Annotated in this window: 13 protein-coding genes and 1 pseudogene; 2 read left to right on the forward strand and 12 right to left on the reverse strand. The window is 64.6% G+C overall.

The window, feature by feature from the left end; genetic code table 11:
* Positions 1–27 precede the first annotated feature (27 nt).
* The 5 genes from OKW41_RS02565 to OKW41_RS02585 are packed head-to-tail and all read right to left on the reverse strand — an operon-like array spanning position 28 to position 10,081.
* Complete coding sequence (locus OKW41_RS02565; RefSeq protein ID WP_429571477.1) at positions 28–654, reverse strand: chromate transporter; 627 nt, start codon at positions 652–654, stop codon at positions 28–30.
* 9 nt (positions 655–663) lie between these two features.
* A complete protein-coding gene (locus OKW41_RS02570) occupies positions 664–2,298 on the reverse strand; it encodes an efflux transporter outer membrane subunit (RefSeq protein ID WP_429571478.1) in 1,635 nt (544 codons plus the stop codon).
* Positions 2,295–5,612, reverse strand: a complete 3,318-nt coding sequence (locus OKW41_RS02575) for an efflux RND transporter permease subunit (RefSeq protein ID WP_429571479.1) — start codon at positions 5,610–5,612, stop codon at positions 2,295–2,297. Before OKW41_RS02575 ends, OKW41_RS02570 begins: the two co-directional genes overlap by 4 nt.
* A complete protein-coding gene (locus OKW41_RS02580; RefSeq protein WP_429571480.1) occupies positions 5,609–8,764 on the reverse strand; it encodes an efflux RND transporter permease subunit in 3,156 nt (1,051 codons plus the stop codon). The genes OKW41_RS02575 and OKW41_RS02580 overlap by 4 nt, the downstream gene beginning before the upstream one ends.
* 15 nt (positions 8,765–8,779) lie before the next feature.
* Positions 8,780–10,081, reverse strand: a complete 1,302-nt coding sequence (locus OKW41_RS02585) for an efflux RND transporter periplasmic adaptor subunit (RefSeq protein WP_429571481.1) — start codon at positions 10,079–10,081, stop codon at positions 8,780–8,782.
* Between the two features lie 441 nt (positions 10,082–10,522).
* Here OKW41_RS02585 and OKW41_RS02590 point away from each other — a divergent pair, with 441 nt between their 5' ends.
* Positions 10,523–11,413, forward strand: a complete 891-nt coding sequence (locus OKW41_RS02590; RefSeq protein ID WP_429571482.1) for a 2OG-Fe(II) oxygenase — start codon at positions 10,523–10,525, stop codon at positions 11,411–11,413.
* Between the two features lie 188 nt (positions 11,414–11,601).
* On the opposite strand, the gene OKW41_RS02595 is transcribed toward OKW41_RS02590, so the two are convergent.
* The 7 genes and pseudogenes from OKW41_RS02595 to OKW41_RS02625 form a co-directional block, all read right to left on the reverse strand.
* A complete protein-coding gene (locus OKW41_RS02595; RefSeq protein ID WP_429571483.1) occupies positions 11,602–12,609 on the reverse strand; it encodes a response regulator in 1,008 nt (335 codons plus the stop codon).
* Positions 12,609–13,733, reverse strand: coding sequence for an ATP-binding protein (locus OKW41_RS02600; protein WP_429333300.1), 1,125 nt, complete (start codon positions 13,731–13,733; stop codon positions 12,609–12,611). The genes OKW41_RS02595 and OKW41_RS02600 overlap by 1 nt, the downstream gene beginning before the upstream one ends.
* 8 nt (positions 13,734–13,741) lie before the next feature.
* On the reverse strand, positions 13,742–15,097 hold the full coding sequence (locus OKW41_RS02605; protein WP_429571484.1) for a sensor histidine kinase: 1,356 nt from the start codon (positions 15,095–15,097) through the stop codon (positions 13,742–13,744).
* 22 nt (positions 15,098–15,119) lie between these two features.
* On the reverse strand, positions 15,120–16,511 hold the full coding sequence (locus tag OKW41_RS02610) for a class I SAM-dependent methyltransferase (RefSeq protein WP_429571485.1): 1,392 nt from the start codon (positions 16,509–16,511) through the stop codon (positions 15,120–15,122).
* Between the two features lie 552 nt (positions 16,512–17,063).
* Entirely contained in the window at positions 17,064–17,471 is a 408-nt protein-coding gene (locus OKW41_RS02615) for a DUF2000 family protein (RefSeq protein ID WP_429444432.1), read from the reverse strand.
* Positions 17,472–17,515: 44 nt separating this feature from the next.
* Positions 17,516–18,363: pseudogene (locus OKW41_RS02620) on the reverse strand (helix-turn-helix domain-containing protein).
* A gap of 181 nt (positions 18,364–18,544) precedes the next feature.
* Complete coding sequence (locus OKW41_RS02625) at positions 18,545–19,057, reverse strand: hypothetical protein (RefSeq protein WP_429571486.1); 513 nt, start codon at positions 19,055–19,057, stop codon at positions 18,545–18,547.
* 350 nt (positions 19,058–19,407) lie between these two features.
* On the opposite strand from OKW41_RS02625, the gene OKW41_RS02630 reads away from it, so the two are divergent.
* Entirely contained in the window at positions 19,408–21,915 is a 2,508-nt protein-coding gene (locus OKW41_RS02630; protein ID WP_429571487.1) for an alkaline phosphatase family protein, read from the forward strand.
* Positions 21,916–21,929 lie beyond the last annotated feature (14 nt).

The following is a 21,929-nucleotide window of genomic DNA, read 5'->3' on the forward strand; positions in this document are numbered from 1 at the left end:
AATTTGACTAACGGCGATCCAAGGCGATCAGCGCTGGCGCGCCTCGCGCACGTATTCATAGCCGACGCTCAACGCGCCGGCGATCAGCACGGTCCACACCAGCGACACGCGAAACACCGCGGCGGCCGCGAACGTCGCGAGCAGCACCAGATACGGAAACACGCGGCGCGGCAGCCGGCGTGCGGCGGTGATCGCCATCGACAGCGACAGCCCGATCGCGCCGGCCGCGGCGCCAGCGAGCGCGATATGCGTGAGCGGAAACGATGCGATCGCCGAGAAGAACGCGCCGAGCAGAATGATCACGACGGCCGCCGGAAAAATGATGCCGCAGAATCCCGCAACAGCGCCGCGCCAGCCGAGCAGCCGGTAGCCGATCCAGATCGCCAGATTCTTCACGTTGACACCGGGCAGCGCCTGCGACAACGCAAGGCCGTTGAGAAATTCGTCTTCGCTCATCCAGTGTCGGTCGTGCACGAACTCGCGCATGAACCAGCCGCTCAGTCCGCCGCCGAAACTCGTCAGACCGATGCGAGCGAAGATCAGAAAGAGGCCGAGCGAGGTCACTTCGCGCGGCGGTGGTGAGAGGTGTGGCGCGTCGTCTTCGGATGTCGACACCGGGTCGCTGACGTCTTGCCCGTGGATGCCTTTGGCCAATGCTCGTCCTTAGTCGTTTTGATCGTGCCGCACTTGCCGCGCGCCCGGCATGATAGCCGCGGACGTCGCCGATGACGTAGCCGATGAAGCAGACGCAGCCGAAGGCGAGGAAGCCGAAGCAGGCGCCGAGGCAGCCGAAGAAGCGGCCGCCGGATGCCGCGGATCATGCAGCTCATCGGTCGACCACCCGCCGCCAAGATCGCCAAACAACGACGCCGCGTGCAGCAAGCGCGATTCCTGCACGTTCAGCGCGGTCTGCCGCGTCGTCAATTGCGTCGCTTGCGCAACCGCGACCGTCGTGTAATCGACGGTGCCCGCCTGGTATTCGTTGAACGCGATCTCCGCGCCACGGTCCGCGTCGCGCACCGCCGTTTCGAGCACGAGCGCCTGCTCGGCGAGAATGCGCAGGCCGGACAGATCGTCCTCGACGTTCTGGAACGCGCCCAGCACTGTGCCGCGATAGTTGGCAACGGCCGCGTCGTAGGCCGCCTTCGCCGCGTCGACATCCGCGCTGCGCAGGCCGCCGTCGAACAGCGTCTCGGTCGCGCTGCCGCCGAGCGACCACACGTAGTTCGCGGCCTTCAGCAGACCGGACAGCGGCGATTGCGTGAATCCGGCCGCGCCCGACAGCGAGATGTCCGGGTAATACGCGGCCACCTCGACGCCGATCGCCGCATTCTGCGCGGCCATCTTGCGCTCGGCGGAGGCGATGTCGGGGCGGCGTTCGAGCAGCGTCGACGGCACGCCGACCGGCACCGAGGGCAGCGCCGGCATCGCGGTGCTATGCGTGATCGACAGCTCTTCCGGGTTCTTGCCGACCAGCACCGCGATCGCATGCGCGTTCTGCGCGCGCGCGACGCCGAGCGCGATCAGATCGGACTTCGCGGTATTCAACTGGCTGCGCGCGGTGATCACGTCGCTCGGCGGAACCGTGCCCGCGCGATCCTGCTCGGTGACGACGTCGAGATAGTGCTGATACGCGACGACCGTTTGCTGCAGCAGGTCGATGTTCGCGTCGCTGGTGCGCAGCTCGATGATCGCGGTCGCGAGCGCGACCTGCTCGGAGAGCGTCGCATTCGCGAGCGTCGCTTCGCTCGACTGCGCGCTCGCGGCGTTTTCCTCGACGGTGCGGCGCACCTGGCCCCACAGGTCCGGCGCCCAGCTCACGTTGCCTTCCAGCGAGCCCGAATTGACGATGCGCGCCGCCGTACCATTGACGAAGCTTCCCGATGCACTGACCGAACCGCCGCTCGCGCGTTCGCGCGTCGCCGAACCGGTAGCGCCGATGGTCGGAAACAGGGCCGCGTGCGCGGCGCGCACTTCGGCGAGCGCTTGCTGGTAGTTCGCGTAGTCCACGCGCACGGTCTGGTTCGACACCGCGACGAGCGGTTCGAGTTCGTCGATCAACGGATCGTTGAACGCGCTCCACCATGTGCCCTTCGGGCCGGTCGCGTTCGGCTCGGCCTGGGTCCAGCCCGGCAGTTCCGAGTACGTGGCGGGCACGCTGACCTGCGGCCGGTGATAGTCCGGGCCGACCATGCAGCCGGCGTTGAATAGCGCCAGCAGCGCGACGGCGAGCGTCGCGATGCTCGGCAACCCGGCGCGAGGCCCTGTCATTCGTTCAGTCGAAATCTTCATCGTCATGTCTTCGTATCCGCTTGTCCCGGCTTCGCGTCGCGGTTCCAGCGCAGCCCCGCGGACCATCTGACCAGCCGTGCACGCAGACGGTCGAGATACAGATAAATCACCGGCGTCGTATAGAGCGTAAACATCTGACTCAGGATCAGGCCGCCCATCACCGTGATACCGAGCGGCTGGCGCAGCGAGCCGCCCTGGCCCATGCCGACCGCGAGCGGCACCGCGCCGAGCACGGCCGCGAACGTCGTCATCATGATCGGCCGCAGACGGATCAGCGCGGCCGCGTGGATTGCGTCGCGCGCGGGCATCTGTTGCTGGCGCTGCAACTGGATCGCGACGTCGACCATCATGATGCCGTTCTTCTTGACGATACCGATCAGCAGGATGATGCCGATCATCGCGATCACCGAAAACGGCGTGCCGAAGATCAGCAGCGCGAGCGTCGCGCCGATGCCCGCGGATGGCAGCGTCGACAGAATCGTCAGCGGGTGGATCGAACTCTCGTACAGCACGCCGAGCACGATGTAGACGACGCCGAGCGCCGCGAGAATCAGCAGCGGCACCACGCCCATCGACTGCGAATAGGCCGCCGCCGCGCCCGCGAACGAGCCGTGGATGCTCGCGGGCATGCCGATCTCGCGGATCGTTTCGTTGATCGCCTCGCCCGCCTGGCTCAGCGACCCGCCGGCCGGCAGGTTGAACGAGATCGTCGCGGCGACGAGCCCGCTCTGGTGGTTCACCTGCGTCGACGTATGGCTATTCCTATACGAGGTCAGCACCGACAGCGGCACCATCGTTTCGGCAGCCGTGCTGTCCGCGCTACCGGTCGAACTGCCGCCCTTGCTGTTGGCGATGCTGTTGTTGGTCGCGTTCGACTGCGCGTCCGAGTTGCGCGAGTTCGTGTTCGACGACGTGCCGGTCGTGGTCGCGGTAGTCGTCGCCGCCGACACCGTGCCGCGCGGCATCCGTGTCGCGGCCGTGCCGGTCGGATTGCCGGCGGACGTGCTCAGATAGATCCGGTTCAGCGTCTCTGGATACTGCCAGTACTCAGGCGCGACCTCCATCACGACGAAGTACTGGTTCAGCGGGTTGTAGATCGTCGACACGGTGCGCTGGCCGAACGCGTCGTACAGCACGTTGTCGATCTGATTCGGTGCAAAGCCGTAGCGCGCGGCGGTCGCGCGATTGATCGTCAGGTAGGTCTGCAGGCCGTTCTGCTGCAAGTCGGAGTTCACGTCGAGCAGCCGCCCGCGCTCCTTCGACAACGCGGCGACGAGCTTCGGCGTCCACGCGAACAGCGCGGCGGAATCGTCGCTCGTCAGCGTGTACTGGTACTCGGCCGCCGATTGCCGCCCGCCGATGCGCAAATCCTGCTGCGCCTGCAGAAAGAGCCGCGCGCCCGACACTTCGTCGAGCTTCGGCCGCAGCCGGTTGACGACCTGGGTGGCCGTTGCGTGCCGCTGCGACAGCGGCTTCAGCTCGATGAACACATTGGCGGTATTGAGCGCGCGCCCGCCGGTAAAGCCCGCCACGGACTGCACCGCCGGATCCCTTTGCACGATCGACTGCAACTGCGCGAGCTTCTTCTGCATCGCCGTGAACGAAATGCTCTGGTCGGCGATGATCTGCCCGATCACGATGCCGGTGTCCTGCTCGGGGAAGAAGGTGGCCGGCACCAGCTTCAGCATGAACACGTTGCCGACCAGCAGCGCGAACAGCAGCAGGATCACCAGCAGCGAATGATCGAGCACGGCCGTGAGCGTGCGTGCGTAGACGTCCTTGAAGCGATCGAACTGCCGCTCGATCCACTGTGCCCAGCGCGCTTTCGAATGACCTGCGTTGTCGCGGCTCAGCACGTACGCGCACATCGCGGGCGTCACCGTCAACGAGATCACCAGCGAAATCAGGATCGCGATCGACAGCGTGATCGCGAACTCATGGAACATCAGTCCGACGATGCCCGGAAACAGGATGATCGGCAGAAACACCGCGATCAGCGACAGGCTCATCGAGATCACCGTGAAGCCGACTTCGCCCGCGCCCTTCAGCGCGGCCTCTTTCGGACTCAACCCCTGCTCCATGTACCGCACGACGTTTTCGAGCACGACGACCGCGTCGTCGACGACGAAGCCGGTGCCGATGGTCAGCGCCATCAGCGACAGATTGTCGATGCTATAGCCGAGCAGATACATCGGCCCAAAGGTGCCGACGATCGACAGCGGCAACGCGACCGCCGGCACCAGCGTCGCGCGCGGCGACTGCAGGAAGATGAACACGACGCCGACCACCAGCAGCACCGCGATGAACAGCGTGCGCTCGGTATCGCTGACCGACGAGGTGACCGATTGCGAGCGATCGATCGCGACATCGACGTGCACGCTGCTCGGCAACGTCGCTTCGATCGCGGGCAGCACGTTGCGTATCTGCCGCACGGTGCTGACCACGTTGCTGCCCGGCATCGGATAGACGATCACGAGGATCGCCGACTTGCCGTTGAAGAGCCCCGCGTTGCGGATGTTTTCGTTCGAGTCGCGCACCTGGGCGACGTCGCGCAACTGCACCGGCGCGCCGTCGCGATACGCGACCACCAGATCGCGATACGGCGCCGCGTGCGTGATCTGATCGTTCGAGGTGACCACGTAGCGCTGATCGCCGACGTCGATATGCCCCTTCGCGCTGTCGGCATTGGCCGCACTGATCGCCGCGCGCACGTCTTCCATGCCGATCCCGTAGCTATTGAGCTTGCCCGGCTGCAACTCGACGCGCACGCTCGGCAACGCGCCGCCGCCGAGCGTGATCTGGCCGACGCCCTGCACCTGCGACAGCTGCTGCTGGATCACTGAATCGGCGGAGTCGTAGAGCTGCGCCTTCGTCAGCGTATCGGACGTCAGCGACAGCACCACGATCGGTGCGTCGGCCGGGTTGTACTGGCGGTAGCTCGGATTGCTGCGCAGCGTGGTGGGCAGATCGGCACGCGCGGCCTGGATCGCCGCCTCGACGTCGCGCGCCGCGCCGTTGATGTCGCGCTTCAGACCAAACTCGACGATGATCATCGACGAGCCGACATAGCTGATCGAGGTCAGCTCCGCGACGTCGGCGATCGTCGCGAGCCGCCGCTCGAGCGGCTCGGCCACCGTCGACGCCATGATGTTCGGGCTCGCGCCGGCCATGTTGGCCTGCACGACGATCACCGGAAACGCGATGTTCGGCAGCGGCGCGACCGGCATGCGGAAATACGCGAGCGTGCCGGAGATCAGGATCGCGATCGCGAGCAGCGTCGTCGCGACCGGCCGCCGGATGAAGATCGCCGGGATGTTCACCGCGTGCCCTCCGCGCCGCCTTCCGGCGGGCGCCCGCCCGGCTCGTCGCCGCCGTTGCGCTTAGCGCGCTCGGCGCGCCAGCGGTTCACGCGCGTGGCCATACGGTCGAAGAACAGATAGATCACCGGCGTCGTGAACAGCGTCAGCATCTGGCTCAGCGTCAGGCCGCCGATGATCGCGAGACCGAGCGGCCGGCGCAGTTCCGAACCGGTGCCGGTGCCGAGCAGCATCGGCAGTGCGCCGAGCATCGCGGCGAGCGTCGTCATCAGGATCGGCCGGAAACGCAGCAGCGACGCTTCGAAGATCGCATCGCGCGGCGCCTTGCCATGATTGCGTTCGGCATCGAGCGCGAAGTCGACCATCATGATCGCGTTCTTCTTGACGATGCCGATCAAGAGCACGATGCCGATGATGCCGATCACGTCGAGATCCATACCCGCGAGCATCAGCGAGAGCAGCGCGCCAATACCGGCCGACGGCAGTGTCGACAGGATCGTGACCGGATGGATGAAGCTCTCGTACAGCACGCCGAGCACGATATACACGGCAACGAGCGCCGCGATCAGCAGATAGACCTCGCTGGAGAGCGAATCCTCGAACGCCGCGGTCGCGCCTTGCAGCGACGACGTGATCGACGGCGGCAGGTCGATCGCCTGCTCGGCCTGGTGAATCTCCTTGACCGCGGTGCTCAACGATGCGCCCTTCGCGAGATTGAACGACACCGTCACCGACGGAAACTGCGCGAGATGGCTGATCACGAGCGGCGCCTTCGCGATCTGGATCTTCGCGATGCCGGAAAGCGGCACCTGACCCGTGCTGCTGGTCTGGCTCGGCAGATACAGATTGCCGATCGACTGCACGGTCGGCATCGTTTCCGGCTTCGCGACCAGAATCACGCGGTACTGGGCCGACTGTTCGAAGATCGTCGACACGATGCGCTGGCCGAGCGCGTCGTACAACGCGTTGTCGATCGTCGCGGGCGTGATGCCGAAGCGCGCGGCCAGTTGCCGGTTCACTTCGACGTTCACGCTGAGGCCGTCGCTATTGAGATCGCTCTGCACGTCCGACAGCGACGGAATCTGCTTCAGGCGCGCGACGAGTTCCGGCACGTACTTCTGGAACGCCTGCTGGCTCGGTCCGCGCAACACGAAGCTGTACTGGTTCGGCAACACGGTCGTGTCGAGCGTCAGGTCCTGCTCGGGCTGCATGAACAGTTTCACGCCGGGCACGTGCGCGACTTCCTGCGCGAGCCGGCGCGCGATTTCCTGCGCGGTGTCCGAGCGCTGGTCGCGCTCGCGCAGATTGATCAGGAAGCGACCGTTGTTCAGCGTCGCATTCGTGCCGTCGATGCCCACGTACGACGTCAGCGAGACCACGTCCGGGTCCTTCAGGACGGCGTCGGCGAGCGCGCTCTGGCGCTGCACCATCGCCGCGTACGAGACCGAGTTGTCGGCGACGCTGATGCCCTGGATCACGCCGACGTCCTGCACCGGAAACAGTCCCTTCGGAATCACCACATACAGGATGCCGGTCAGCACCACGGTGGCGATCGCGACCATCAGTGTCAGCGTCTGATGATCGAGCACCCAGCGCAGGCCGCGCTCGTAGGCGGCGAGTGTCTTGTCGAACAGGCCCTCGCTGATGCGCTCGAAGCGGCTCGGATGGCGCTCGGCCTGCGCGCGCAGCATCCGCGCGCACAGCATCGGCACCACCGTCAGCGACACGACCGCCGAAATCACGATCGTGACCGCGAGCGTCACCGCGAACTCGCTGAACAGCCGCCCGATCACGCCGCCCATGAACAACAGCGGAATCAGCACCGCGATCAGCGAAATAGTCAGCGACAGGATCGTGAAGCCGATCTGCCCCGCGCCTTCGAGGGCGGCTTCGAGCGGCGACATGCCCTCTTCCAGATAGCGCACGATGTTCTCGATCATCACGATCGAGTCGTCGACCACGAAGCCGGTCGCGATGATCAACGCCATCAGCGACAGGTTGTCGATCGAGTAGTTGAGCTGGTACATCACCGCGAGCGTGCCGATCAGCGAGACCGGCACCGAGATGCTCGGAATCAGCGTGGCGGGCACGTTGCGCAGGAACACGAAGATCACCGCGACGACCAGCACGATCGCGAGAATCAGTTCGAACGCGGCGTCCGCGACCGACGCGCGGATCACGCCGGTGCTGTCCGACACCACGGTCACTTTCATGCCGGCCGGCAGCGTCGATTCGAGCTGCGGCAGCTCCTTCATGATCTGGTTGACCGTCTGGATCACGTTCGCGCCCGGCTGGCGCTGCACGTTCAGCACGATCGCGGGCGAGCCGTTGTACCAGGCGCCGCGCTCGACGTCCTGGGGGGCCTGGCTCACGCGCGCGACATCGCGCATGAATACGGGGGAGCCGTTCTGGTAGGCGATTACGGTGTCGAGGTAGTCCTTCGGATCGGTGATCTGATCATTGCCGTTGATCGTGTAGTCGAGATCGGGGCCGTCGAAATTGCCCTTCGGCTGGCTCACGTTCACATAGCTCAGCAGCGTGCGCAGATCGTCGATGTTCAGACCGTAGGCGGCGAGCTTGTGCGGGTCGGCTTCGACGCGGATCGCGGGCACGTTGCCGCCGCTCGTCGTCACGACGCCGACGCCCGCCACTTCCGAGATCTTCGTGCCGAGGCGGTTGTTCGCGACGTCCTCCAGTTGCGTCAGCGACATCGACTTCGAGGTGACCGCGAGCGTCAGAATGGGCTGGTCGGCGGGATTGACCTTTGCGTAGGTCGGCGGCGCCGGCAAGCCAGACGGCAGATAGCTGTTCGCCGCGTTGATCGCCTGCTGCACGTTCTGCTCGGCGATGTCGAGGTTCAGCGACAGATCGAACTGCAGCGTGATCACCGACGCCCCGTCCGAACTGTACGAGGTCATCTGCTGCAGGCCCGGAATCTCGCCGAGTTGCACTTCGAGCGGCGCGGTCACGGTGGTCGCCATCACCGTCGGGCTCGCGCCCGGATAAAAGGTCTGCACCTGAATCGTCGGATAGTCGACGTTCGGCAGCGACGACACCGGCAGCACGCGCATCGCGATCAGACCGACGAGCACGAGCGCGATCATCAGCAGCAGCGTCGCGACCGGGCGAAGAATGAAAAGGCGGGAAATGTTCATCGGCGCGGCGGTCCGTTACGACGAGGCGGCTTCGGACGCGGCCGGCGCAGGCGATGCCGCCGCGCTCGACGCCGGCGCGGCTTCGGACGCGGCGGCGGGCGCCTTCGGGCCGGTTGCGGACGTGCCGGTTGCGGACGTGCCGGTCGCGGACGCGCCGCTCGCCGCGGCGGCGGACTTCGGATGCGCCGGCTGGATCTTCGCGCCGTCGTTCAGACGATCCGTGCCGTCCGTCACGACCTGGTTGCCGGCCGCGAGTCCCGACACGATCACCGTGTTCTTGCCGTCGCTCGGTCCGAGCTTGACCTTGTGCACGGACACCGTGCTGTCCGGATTGACCAGATAGACGAAGTCGCCCGGCGCGCCGGACTGTACCGCGGCGGTCGGCACGAGCACCGCGTTCTGCATCGTGTCGACGAGCAGCTTCACGTTGACGAACTCGTTCGGGAACAGCGTTTCGTCGTCGTTCGCGAAGGTCGCGCGCAAGGTGACGGTGCCGGTCGCGGTCGCCATCTGGTTGCTGACCGCGTACAGCGTGCCGGTCGCGATCTCGCGCGAGTTATCGCTCGAATACGCGATGACCGGCAGCTTCGCGCCGGTGGCGAGACGCTGCACGATCGACGCGAGCGAATCCTGCGGCACCGTGAACTGCACCGTGGTCGGCTTCACGGTCGTGATGACGACGATGCCGGTCGACGACGACGCGGTCACGTAGTTGCCCGGATCGACGAGCCGCAAGCCGACCTTGCCCGCGATCGGCGCGGTGATGCGGCAATAGGCGAGGTCGAGATCGAATTGGGCGATGTTGGCGAGGTCGACCTTCACCGCCGCTTCGTCCTGCTGCACGAGGAATTGCTGATCCGCGAAGGTTTGCTGCGCGATCGACTTGCGTTCGTTCAACTGCGTATAGCGCTCGAGATCGGCGCGCGCCTGCGCGAGCGACGCGCGGTCTTTCGCGAGCGTCGCTTCCGCCTGCTGCTTGCTGATCTGATACTGGCGCGGATCGATCTGCGCGAGGAACTGGCCTTTTTGCACCTCCTGGCCTTCGTGATAGCCGACTTCGGTCAGATAGCCGCTCAGCTGCGGCAGCACGGTCACGGTTGCGATCGGCGTGACCGTGCCGAGCTCGCTCAGCGTGACAGGCATCGAACCGAGCGTCGCCTGCGCGACGGTGACGACGATCGCCGCGTTCTCGCGCACCGGCTTCTTGCGCGTCAGCAGATGAACCACGACGAGCGCGACCAGCAGGAGCACGACAACCGCGAAGATGATCAGCCCGCGTCGGGAGCGCTTTGGTGGCGGGGACACGGTTTCGCTCATGTTGATCTCCGGGAACGGATATTGGTGCTGATACTCGGTTGGAAGCTCGTCCGCCGACGGGACTGCGCAAAAGTGCCATGGTTCACGCGCGTTGTCATCAGTCGAAGGCCTCCGGACGCGTTGTTATGAAGACGTAAGGAAGTGGGGCAAGGGCTTGAATACGGGCATGCGTGAATGTAACCGGCTTGCGCCGGCCTTGAGTTACAGGGGTGCAACATGTTGGCCGGTGGAAGAGTCCGGGGCATCGATCGGGCGGCACGTGGGGGCGGACACCCGCATGGGCCGAGTTATGGGCGCGGCGGGACATCGCAATATGCGGTAACAGACGACAGCCAACTGACAACCGGGCCGTGCGTCCAGAGTGGTCACAATCGTCCGCTATCATCGCGAGCCAGCGTCGCGCGCGCCGCGACTGTCACGACACCCCACAACCTCGCCCCGATGTCCATCACCGTCAATTTCCCAGCCGAAGTCCGCGACTGGATCGCCGCCAACCTTTCGCGCGGCGTCGCGCCCCAAGCGATCGTCAACGAACTGGTGAGCCGCGACAACGCGGCCGAGCTCGCGTCGGCGATGGTCGATGCGGTCGCATCGGCGTTCCTGTACGGTATGGCGCTGCCCGGCGACAAGCTCGAAGTCGGCAGCGCGCCGCTCAGCTACCAGCCCGAGCCGCTGCGCGTGCCCGACGGTCCGCTGATCCAACTCGGCGAGCGCAAGGTGCGCGTGCTGTCGCGGCTGCAACGACCGGCCGCCGTGCACATCGCCAATTTCCTGAGTGCCGATGAATGCGAGCAGCTGATCACGCTCGCACAGCCGCGGCTCGACCGGTCTGCCGTCGTCGATCCAGTGACCGGCCGCGATGTGATCGCAGGTCATCGCAGCAGTCACGGGATGTTTTTCCGTTTGGGCGAGACGCCGTTGATCTCGCGTATCGAGGCGCGCATCGCGGAACTCACGGCAACCCCGGTCGAAAACGGCGAAGGCCTGCAAATGCTGCACTATGAGCAAGGCGCAGAGTCGACGCCGCACGTCGACTATCTGATGACGAGCAACGAAGCGAATCGCGAGTCGATCGCGCGCAGCGGCCAGCGCATGGGCACGCTGCTGATGTATCTGAAAGATGTCGAAGGCGGCGGTGAGACGGTGTTTCCGCAGCTTGGCTGGTCGGTCGCACCGCAGCGCGGGCACGCGCTCTACTTCGAATATGGGAACCGCTTTGGGCTGTGCGATCCGAGTTCGCTGCATGCGAGCACGCCGCTGCGCTCGGGAGACAAGTGGGTGGCTACCAAATGGATTCGCACGCGGCGGTTTGTGCCGCGCGATCAGGCTTGAGAAGTCAGGCCTGAAAGGCAATGCGTGTCGAGGTGAAAAGAGCGTGCTGTCTGTCCGCGAGCGTGGAAAAACATTCGAACGACTCGCGCGAGCCGTTGTCAGCTTCGCGCTGCTAGCCGAGGCGGGTTGCAGCGCGAAGCCAGTGCGAGTAGTGGCGCGTCAGACGCCGCGCCCTCGAAGCAAGGTAATCAGAACTGCTCGATCCACGTGGCGAGGCGATCGGCGGCGAACTCGCTACCGCGCTGCGCCGGCCGGAACGCGATCGCATCGCCTTCACTTGCCGGCTGCAGGGCAACGTCATTGCCGTCGAGCCACAGAAGGCTCGCCAGCCATACCGCGTGCCCGCTCGACACCGCGTTATTGCCCGGCTCCGCGAGAAACTCCGCGAGTGTGGCCGGCTGGTCGCACACGAGACCATCGCCTTCGCGGCGCACATTGATGCCCGCCTCGGAAAATGCCCCGGCCAGCGCCGTCAGCGCGTCGCTCGCGGTCACGCTCGCGCTGCCGTGACGGTTGCGCAGCGTGGCGAGGTGCGCGGCCACCGTATGACCGAACGCGCCGCTGCGGGCACTCTCGGCCGCGATCAGATCGGAGTAGTCCTGCAGCAGCCAGTCCGGCTCGGAGTTCGGCACGTCGGCGAGTACCGCTGCGGCGAGATACGTCTCGACCGGCTGAAAGCGCTCGGGCCCGATCAGCGTGGCCGACAGCGAACGCAACAGACCGATGCGAGTGGCGACCACCTGCTTTTGCAGCACGCCCAGCTTCTCGCGCACCAGCGTATCTCGCTCCCTGCGCAGCTCGGCAAGCTCGAGCGCCTGCTTCAGCTCCATGCGCAGCGCCGTGATGTCCCAAGGCTTCTTGATGTAGCGATGGATATGACCGAGGTTGACGGCCGCGACGGTCTGATCGATTTCCGAATACGCGGTGGTCAGAATCCGCACGACATGCGGAAAGCGCTCGCTCGCATAGCGCAGCAGCTCGTTGCCGAACTCGCCCGGCATACGCTGGTCGGAGACCAGCACCCCCACCCTGTCGCCGTGCTCGTCGAGCAGCGCCTTGCCCTCTTCCACCGAGCCGCCAGTCAGGACCGGCGCCAGGCTTCCGATGGCACGCTGGAAGTACTTTACGGCGGTAGCTTCGTCATCGACGAAAATGATCGCCGGCGCCAACTCCTCTGTGGCTTTTGCTTCGTTCATCAACAACTCCTGTGCGTTTGACCTTTGATATGGGGGAAATCCAGCACTACGGTGGTGCCTCCCCACGACGTGGACTCGATCCTGAGTCCGCCGCCACAGGACTGCATGACACGGTTGCATAGAATCAGGCCCAAGCCGTTCCCCCCGGATTTCGCGTGCGTTGTAATTGGGTCCGTCAACAGGCGGTCTTTGATCTCGGGCGGAATTCCCGGCCCGTTGTCGCAGATGCCGATGCTCGGGTGGGGTTCCGTTGTCACGGTAAAGCGCACCGACGGCGACGGCACATCCGCGAGCGCGCGCAACGCGTTGGACAACAGCGACGACAGCACGAGCGCCACGCAATTCGGTTGCGTGAGCACGGCAAAGTCGCTGTCGACGTCGACCTGCACCCACGAGCGCTGCGCGGTCGTAAACGGATACGTATCGAGCAACGCCGAGATCAGCCCATGCGCGGTACTCTCGATGCGCGCCTCGTCGCCCTCCAGTTGCCGGCGCCGCCCGTTGTGGACCGAGCGCCAGAAGGACGACACCACCGCCATGCAGTACTGCGCGCTCTCGCGCATCGATTTCGCGGCGCCGAGAATTTCGCCTTCCGCATCGCGCTCCGCGTCGATGCGATCTTCGATGCTGTGCGCGTTCAACGCGATCGCCGCGAGCGGCGTGTTCAGTTCGTGCGCGATGAACGCCAGGGTTTCGTCGATGGCGATCAGGCGCTGATTCTGCATCGCGCGTTCGTGGTAACGATCAAACGCCAGTTGCAGCGTATCGCGCACTGCCGCCGGCTTCAGCGGCTTTTCGAGGATGCGGAACACCTCGCCGGTGTTGACCGTCTGCAATAACATCTCGACGTCTGCATAAGCAGTGACCAGAATCCGCACGATGTGCGGATATTCCAGCGCCACCTGGCGCAGCAGGTCGCCACCGTCACGCCCCGGCATGCGGAAGTCCGTGACCAGCACCGCGATGCGGGCGTTGTCCTGCTCCAGGATAGCGATCGCCTCGTCGCTGCTCGTCGCGAGCAGGACCTCGTAATCGGCACCTACGGTGCGCGCGAAATATTTACAGGCCAACTCTTCGTCATCGACGTAGAGAAGAGTGGGCTGTGTCTGTCGGATGTCATTCATGGCATTTCTCAGGGTGCGGGCGACAGATCGAAACTGAATGACGCCCAACTTCCCTGCTCGCTCTCAGCAAACAGCAGGCCGCCGTGACGCTCGATCACCGCATAACTGATCGACAGCCCGAGGCCCAGGCCTTGTCCCACTTCGCGGGTGGTAAAAAACGGCTCGAACACGCGCGCGAGATGCTCCGGCGCGATGCCCGGCCCGTTGTCTTTTACCGTCACATGCAGGCGGTCTTCGGTCCAACTGACGTTGACATGAATCGCCGGCGCGGGCGTGCCCGCCTTGCGCATCGCCAGCACCGCATTCGACAGCAGGTTGATCAGCACGCCGATGATGGCCGCCTCGTCGCCCTGCACCAGCGTATCCGCGGGCAGTTCGCGCGTGACGGTGACGCCGCGCAATTCATGCCCGACGAGCCGGATCGCCGAATCGAGCGCCTTTTCGAACAGGAACGGCGTGCCCAGCTCCGCCTCGGCGCCGGGCTTGCGATACGCGAACGTCTTCAGGTCCGACACGATGTGCTGGATCCGCTGCATGCCCTGCCGCGCATCGACCAGACATTCCTGCAGCGTCGGCTCCTTCTTCGAGATCGGCTCTTCCAGCGCAACCTCGATTGCCATCAGACAGAAGTTCACCGGATTGTTCACTTCATGCAGCAGGCCGGCCGCGAGCGTACCGATCGCCGCCATTTTTTCCTGCTGCAGCAGTTGGCCCTTGATGTCGAGCAACTGCCGATTGATCACTTCGAGTTCGGCGTTCTTCGCGGAGACCTCCGCGTTTTTCTCGGACACCTCGGCCTTCAGGCGAAACAGCATGAAGCGCACGCGTTCGTTGAAAAACGTGTAGACGGCACTTGCGGCAGCGGCGAACAGAAGGAGCAGAACATTGACGGTCATCGTGCCGAGCGGCACGCCGTCATGCGGAGGCAACAGGCAGGCCAGCAGATACAGAAAGCAGGACAGCACGCCGAACACGAGGTTTTGCCACAGGCCGAATGGCAACGCAATGCCGGACGCAAAGATGGCCAGATTCAGGCCCATGTAGTAGGGCGACAGAACACCATCGGTGCGCCAGATCATCCATGAAATCATCGCCTGCGGCAGCAGCAGCCAGGACAGCGTCAGCCATGGAGTAAGCCGCCGCCCCATGCTGGTGTCGAGCAAGGCGATGATACCGCCTATCATCAACGACACGAGCAGGCGCGCGAGCGCGAAAGACGTCTGATACTGCGGATACTGCGCGTAATCCAGCCCCACGCCGAGCAGCACGAGCGCAATCGCTGTGCACGCGCCGCCCCGGCTGAACGTGACGCGAAAGTCGGCCAGCTCGGTTTGATAGCCGCTCTGCAGGGGACTGGTAGTCATGAACAGGGATGTCGACACGGGTTCAGAGGATCGTGGCTTCCGCGAACACATTCACCCCGGTCTCGTCGACGTAGAGCTTCTGGTCAGTGGAGTTGGCGGGAAGCAGCGAGCTCATGCCGCTCTCGTTCCGATAAATCAGATACCACTCGAGCAGATGCTCCATCCCGTACTTCTCCGGATTCGCCGAATGGACGTTGGTGACCAGCAACTGGCCGCCAGCTCGCGTGCGAGCGGCGAAGTAACTCAGGAGACGCGCGCAGACCTTGTCCGACAGATAGTCGAACAGACCCGCGCAGTACACGGCGTCGAATTCGCGCGCGGAGGGGTCCGTTGAAATTTTACGCTTGAGCAGATCGTGCACCGACTGATGCACCATTTGCACCGAGGCTTTATGGCCCGCGGCATTCGCCGAGCTTTCGATCGCCTCCTTCGTAAACGCCAGCGTTTCCTCGCTGAAGTCGACCAGCTCGAACGACAGCAGCTCCGGATGCGGATATTCGCGCACGAAGCGCTGGATCTCGAAAGCGGGCCCGCAACCGACGTTGAGGATGCGGAACGGCCTGCCGGCAGCGCGCGCCGCTTCGGCCTGACGCGTCAGAAAGTCGATCAGCAGCGTGATGCGGTTGCGGTGCGCAGTCGCGACCGCCGCGTGCAGGAACGCGGTATTGACGATCTGGAAGTATGTGGTCGGTCCCTGCTGCGGATCGCTGAGGATCTGGTTGACCATCTCGTAGTCGCCGGCATAGCCGAGCGGCTTGGTGAACGTGCGGTAGACGAATGGCGCGCGCAGCAGCAACGGATGCAGTGCCGCTTGCGCATACGTGCGATGCACGGGTGCGGTCTCGGCGTCGACGCGCTCGGCCTCTTCCTCCAGGCGGTCGAGGAAGAACTTGATCTTGAGCATGATCGGCGTGGCGAGCTCGTAGAACAGGTCCTCGCGCAGCCTGCCTTCTCCGGTCTTCGGCAAGCTCTCGGTCAGGTCGACCTGCTCCACCCAGCGCGACACTTCCGACAGGAACGCGCGCATCTCGTTCACGACGATCTGATAGTCGCGCCGGATATTGAAGCGCGCGTCCCAGTCGCTAATAAAGAGTTCTGCTTCCCGGCCCACCGACTTCGCTTCATTGGGCAGAACGCTAAGCTCGCGCCATTCGTCGATGAGTGCCAGCGAAACCACCGCGGTCAGACCGGTGTTCACCAGACTCACCACCACGGCCTTGCCGAGATAGGCATTCTTGGTGCCCATGCGCACGCTCAGCTCGCTTAACACCTCGCTGACCTGCACGATGGAATAGGGGTTATAGACCTCCATGACCAAAGACTTTCTCTGGAGGTTAATGATCGTCCCACGCACGTGCTCGCGCTGCGAGTTGCGGAAGCTGACCACCGGGTCGATTTGCGTTTGAGAGTACACGGTATTAGTACCTGAGGAATCCGGGAACGCAGCAGGGTGTTGGAGAAGTCCAGTGAATGGCTGCCGCACGCACGACACCGGCGACAAGTCGTGGACGCGTTTCAAACCACAGTTGAGCTGGAAACACCAAAGCCCTTTGCCAGAATGGCTCCAGCGGGTTGCAGTGTAACATCAACACGTTCAATTCTGACTGAGGTTAAATTCAGGATGAAACGTATATGCAAGGATTTCTCGCGAGCATGTCCGTGCCGTAGAAAGCCGTTTTTGCAAAGAACCATTTGAAACGAGTGGGCGAGCGCGCGGGTGCAATCGCCGACAATTCGTTTCTCGACAACGACTTGCAATCGCATTGCCACGATGGCGGCACGATCCGCTATTGAGGGGGTGCGTTACTTGTGCCTTTCTGATCTATGCCCTTTGGATATGCCCCGTGCATTCGCCGAATAAGCCTTTTTTGTTTTAACGCAATTCGCGTCCGGCGCGGCAAACGTTTTTCTTTTAGAGTTCGGCGCGAGTACCGTCGACAATCGAGCGGCTCGCGCACTCGTTGACTCATTCGTGCAAGGCCAAACCCTTCACGGCCTTATCGACGGCTTTCTTCGGTCCGTGCAGTGCGAGACCGACGAGATCGAGATTCGCCGCGTCCCCGGCGCGAAAGACTGCGCGATTCGCCGCGTCATGTCCCGTCGAAAACATCGCGTGCACATACGGCACGATTCTGAGCTCGCGCGACAGCGCCTGCCGATGCGCGCCCTGTAGACCGGGCCGGTCGGCGGCGAACACCATCATCGGCTGGCCGAGCATGCGGCCGTAGCGGTGCCCGGCGGCATCCTCGTAGGGCTCGCCCAGCGCATCGGGCGCCGCGGCCGCGACACCGGTCGCGAGAAACGCGACCACATTGAGCTTCTGCCAGACCGCGAGATCGCTGCGCACGATCAGCGCCACTTTGGTATCGAACATGATGACTCCTCGTTGAGCCGCTCATGATCGACGATGCCGCGCGATCAGTCTGGAACGTTTGTGCACATCTGCCGGTACGCCGCCGGCGTCATGCGGTACGCCCGACGAAACCAGCGGCCAAGATGGCTCTGATCCGCGAAGCCGACTTCGGCGGCGACCTGCGCGGGCGTGCGGCCGGTCGCGAGCAGGCGCCGCGCGGCGCGCAGGCGCAAGCGCACCAGATACGCGTGCGGCGAGGTGCCGAACGCGCGCTGAAACAGACGCGTCAACCTGAACCGGTCGATGCCGGCAACTTCGGCGAGTTCGTCGAGCCCGAGATTGCCGTCCATGTGTTCGTGCAACAGATCGCGCACCCGCGTGATCGCAGGCGACGCAGCGGGGTCGCCGGTCAGCGGCGCATCGCGCAGCTGGGCGCCGAGTTGCAGCAGCAGACGATCGAGCGTCTGGTCGCGCGCGAGCCGCCCCTCGTTGCCGTAAATCGCGGCGAAGGCCTGGCCGATCGCATCGACGAGCGCACGGTCGTCGACCAGCGTATGCCCGAACGCCGCCTCGACGCCGGCCAGTCCCGGCAGATCGAGCCGCCGCGCCGCGCGCTCGACCCAAGCTTGCGGCAGATACAGCATCGCGTAGGTGAAGCCGGGGCCGCCTCTGGCGCGTGACCGTCGTGCAGCGCGTCGGGCTCGATCAGGATTGCGCGGCCCGGTACGCTCGTGTGCAACGACCGATGACACTGGAAGCGTTGCACGCCCTGCTCCGTATAGCCGATCAACATGTCGTCGTGATCGTGCGGATCGTAAGCGTGGCCGCCGAAATGCGCGCGCAGGCTCTCGATGCCGGTTTCGGCATCGCGGCGGACGATTAGCCAGTTGGCGGGACTGAGTGGAGTGGGCATGGGTGGGAGCTGGCGGGCAGCGGGCGATGCGACCAGCGGATAGTGTACGGCAGCGGGGGAACCGGGTTGGGCCAACGCCCCGTCGGCGAAACGTCCTCACAATGTCAGTGCAACTCAACCGCTCGTCGCCGACCAGAACGACGATGCCAACGACCGTTCCTGTCGACGAAGGCAACCAGCGTCAAGGCTTCTTCGAACGCGGCGGCCGTGCGTTGACGAACGGGTTATAGCCGCGCGAACCCGCCGGCCGATCCTGTTCGGTCGCGCGGCGGCGCTTGCTGGATGGTCCGTCGCCCGACAATTGCGCAAGCAGTTCTTGCGATTCGGACTCCGACTCCGCGTCCGTTTCATCCACCGGCGGCGCGGTTTTTTTGCGTCGCGCGGTTTTTGGCTGCGCAGCTTTCTCGTCCGTATCCGGCGCGACGCCCGCGATGTGTTCGATCACGGTCATGAACGATGCCGATGCCGATCGGACAGGTTGTCCAGGCAGCATCGTCAGCGCGACGATTTCGTGCAGTGAACGACCGTCGACGGAGCGGCCCTCCACCGTGTCATGCCAGTCGACATCCGCTTGCGCGAAGGCGCCGATCACACGTTCGAGCACGGCCGGCGACAGGACGCCGCCGTCGTACAACCGGATGACGACGCGTTCGAACATCTGGAGCGGGGCGATGCCCGTTGTTTTCGACGCCACGTTTTGTCATCCGGTTGGTTTCTCTTCCAGTATCAGCCAGCAAATCACATGCCGATGTGGCGAGTAACTCATCGTGATCGCCGAATACGGCGTGCACGAGGCGTGAATCATGCTCGCATGCAGGAAATCGGCCCGCTTGCACAAGCAGGGCGTCGCCCGGTCGAGCCATATCGACCGCGTCGTCGTAGCAAATTAGAGAGAACCGTCGATCGAGCCGCGGGACGTCATCACGGCCTTGTCATATGGCGTTGGGAAGATCGCGGCGCCAGCCAGGCCCGCGACGTCGAGCGGTCTTGAGTCTTGTGGCACAGAAAAAAACGACGACCGACAACCCACACGACGCAACGACCATGAAAAGAAGCGCCTCGACACTCGCCGGTTTGGGAGTCATGCTTTCGCTCGCCGCTTGCGGCCCCGACAATGTCAGCTCGCCCGCCACCGGCTCGAGTGCCAGCGCGAATACCAGCACCAGCGTCACCGCGACGGGCATCGCCGCCGCCGGCGCGCCTATCGTCGGCGTCACCGTCACGGTGACGGACAGCGACGGGAAGAGCACCCAGTCGAGCGTCACCGACGCGACCGGCAAGTTCACCGTGTCGATGACGGGCAAGGCGCCGTTCGTGCTGACCGCGCCATTCAACGATGCGGACGGCACGCCGGCCACCCTGTCCGCGGTCATCGATCCCGCGCCCGCGTCGTCGGGTGCGGCCGTCTCCGTGGTCGCCAATCTGAATCCGCTGACGTCGCTGCTCACGCAGCGCGTGCTGGGGATCGTGCCCAATGGCGCGCCGACCAGCGCGCAGATCGCGTCGGCGAAGATCTCCGCGAGCAGCATCGCCCAGGCCGACGCGGCCGTCGCGGGCGCGTTGCAGCCACTGTTCAGCGCGTTCAACGTGCCGGTCAATACCGTCGCGGACCCGATCGGCACGCCCTATCAGGCGAATGCGAGCAACCCGCTCGACAACCTGTTCGATATCGCGCGCTTCACGGTGCACGCCGGCACGGTCGCCGCCGGTGTCGACGCCAGCCGCGCGCAGGTTTCGATCCCGCCCACCGGCGCGGTCTCCGGCGCGATGCCGGCCGCCGCCGTGACCTCGGCGCTCGCGTTGAGCAACAGCGCGACCACGACGCCGATTCAGCACGTCATCGTCGTGGTCGGCGAGAACCAGACTTTCGACGGCCTGTTCGGCGGCTACGTCGCGCCGGCCGGCCAGACGGTCAAGAACCTGCTGTCGGAAGGCATCATCAACGCGGACGGCACGCCGGGTCCGAACTTCGCGCAGGCTGCCCAGAACCAGGGCACGACGCAAACGGCCTACACGATCAACCCGACGCGCGGCGCGGCGTACGCGACTCTGCCGCAGCCGGAACAGATCGGCATCGAAAACCTCCAGACCTTCACGACCGGCGGCGGCACGGCCGACACGCGCTTCCCGGCCACGCTGCCTAACGGCCCATTCCAGATCACCAGGTACGTACCGTACGCGCAGCAGGTCACGGCCGTCGCGCCCTTGCTGACGCTCTACGCGATGACCGGCGACCCGGTCCATCGCTTCTTCCAGATGTGGCAGCAAACCGGCGGCGACAACAGCAAGCACGACATGTTCACGTGGGTGGCCACCACGGTCGGCCAGGGTGGCGATACGACCGGCATCACGCCGCAGAATCCGTCGCAGGGCGGCGAACTGATGGGCTTCATGAACATGTCGACCGGCGATGCGCCGTATTTCCAGTCACTCGCGCAAACCTACGCGGTTAGCGACAACTATCACCAGTCGATCATGGGCGGCACCGGCGCGAACTTCTTCTCGATCGCGACGGCCGACGAGCCGTACTTCAACACGGCCGGCACGGTCGCAACGCCGCCGGCCAACCAGATCGAAAATCCTGACCCGATGGCGCAAACGGCGAACTTCTACACGCAGGACGGCTACGAAGGCGGCTCCTACGTGAACTGTTCCGATGCGAGCCAGGCCGGCGTGTCAGCCATTCTCAATTTCCTCGCCGCGAAGAAGGTCGCAAGCAATTGCGACGCGGGCAAGTACTATCTCGTCAACAACTACAACCCCGGTTATGACCTGAACGGCAACGTCCAGCCGATCGGTCCGAACAACTACAACTACCCGCCGCAGACCGTGCCCACCATCGCCGAGGCGCTGGCCGCCAAGGGCGTGTCGTGGAAGTGGTATACGGGCGCGCGCACCACCAGCGACCTTGCAGCTGAAACCCAGCTGCTGGAACTCGCGGACGGGTTGCCGGCGGCGCAGGCGGCGGCGCTTGCACAGTCGGCGCAGTACAACGTCATCGGCGACCCGCTGGTCGCGTCGAGCAAGGTGATGGGCACGCCCGCGCTGAAGGCGAACCTGACCGATCTGACGACGTTCGCCAACGACATCAAGAACAGCACGCTGCCCGCGGTGTCGTTCGTCGTGCCGAAGAACCTCGACAGCGGTCACCCCGGCTATTCGGCACCGGCCACCTATGAGGCGTTCCTGAAGACCGTGATCGCCAACGTCCAGGCCAATCCGACGCTGTGGGCGCATACGGCGATCCTGATCACCACCGACGAAGGCGGCGGCCACTTCGACACCGGCGCGATCCAGAACCTCGATTTCTTCGGCGACGGTCCGCGCATTCCCATGCTCGTGGTGTCGCCGTATGCCCGCAAGGGGATGGTCGACCACACGTACTACGATCATGCATCGGTGCTCAAATTCATCGAACGCAACTGGCGCCTGCAGCCGCTGTCGACGCGTAGCCGCGACCGTCTGCCGAACCCGGTCACCTCGACGCAAAGCCCGTATCTGCCGATCAACACGACTTCGATCGGCGACCTGATGGCGATGTTCAATTTCTGATCGACGAGAGCATC

The organism is Paraburkholderia sp. UCT70, assembly GCF_050434085.1.
Lineage (GTDB): Bacteria > Pseudomonadota > Gammaproteobacteria > Burkholderiales > Burkholderiaceae > Paraburkholderia > Paraburkholderia tuberum.

What these genes read in the sequence shown, in the direction of transcription:
- OKW41_RS02590 (WP_429571482.1), top strand. Translation starts at nt 10,523, where the DNA reads ATGTCCATCACCGTCAATTTCCCAGCCGAAGTCCGCGACTGGATCGCC.
- OKW41_RS02595 (WP_429571483.1), bottom strand. Translation starts at nt 12,609, where the DNA reads ATGAACGAAGCAAAAGCCACAGAGGAGTTGGCGCCGGCGATCATTTTC.
- OKW41_RS02600 (WP_429333300.1), bottom strand. Translation starts at nt 13,733, where the DNA reads ATGAATGACATCCGACAGACACAGCCCACTCTTCTCTACGTCGATGAC.
- OKW41_RS02585 (WP_429571481.1), bottom strand. Translation starts at nt 10,081, where the DNA reads ATGAGCGAAACCGTGTCCCCGCCACCAAAGCGCTCCCGACGCGGGCTG.
- OKW41_RS02630 (WP_429571487.1), top strand. Translation starts at nt 19,408, where the DNA reads ATGAAAAGAAGCGCCTCGACACTCGCCGGTTTGGGAGTCATGCTTTCG.
- OKW41_RS02570 (WP_429571478.1), bottom strand. Translation starts at nt 2,298, where the DNA reads ATGACGATGAAGATTTCGACTGAACGAATGACAGGGCCTCGCGCCGGG.
- OKW41_RS02615 (WP_429444432.1), bottom strand. Translation starts at nt 17,471, where the DNA reads ATGTTCGATACCAAAGTGGCGCTGATCGTGCGCAGCGATCTCGCGGTC.
- OKW41_RS02580 (WP_429571480.1), bottom strand. Translation starts at nt 8,764, where the DNA reads ATGAACATTTCCCGCCTTTTCATTCTTCGCCCGGTCGCGACGCTGCTG.
- OKW41_RS02605 (WP_429571484.1), bottom strand. Translation starts at nt 15,097, where the DNA reads ATGACTACCAGTCCCCTGCAGAGCGGCTATCAAACCGAGCTGGCCGAC.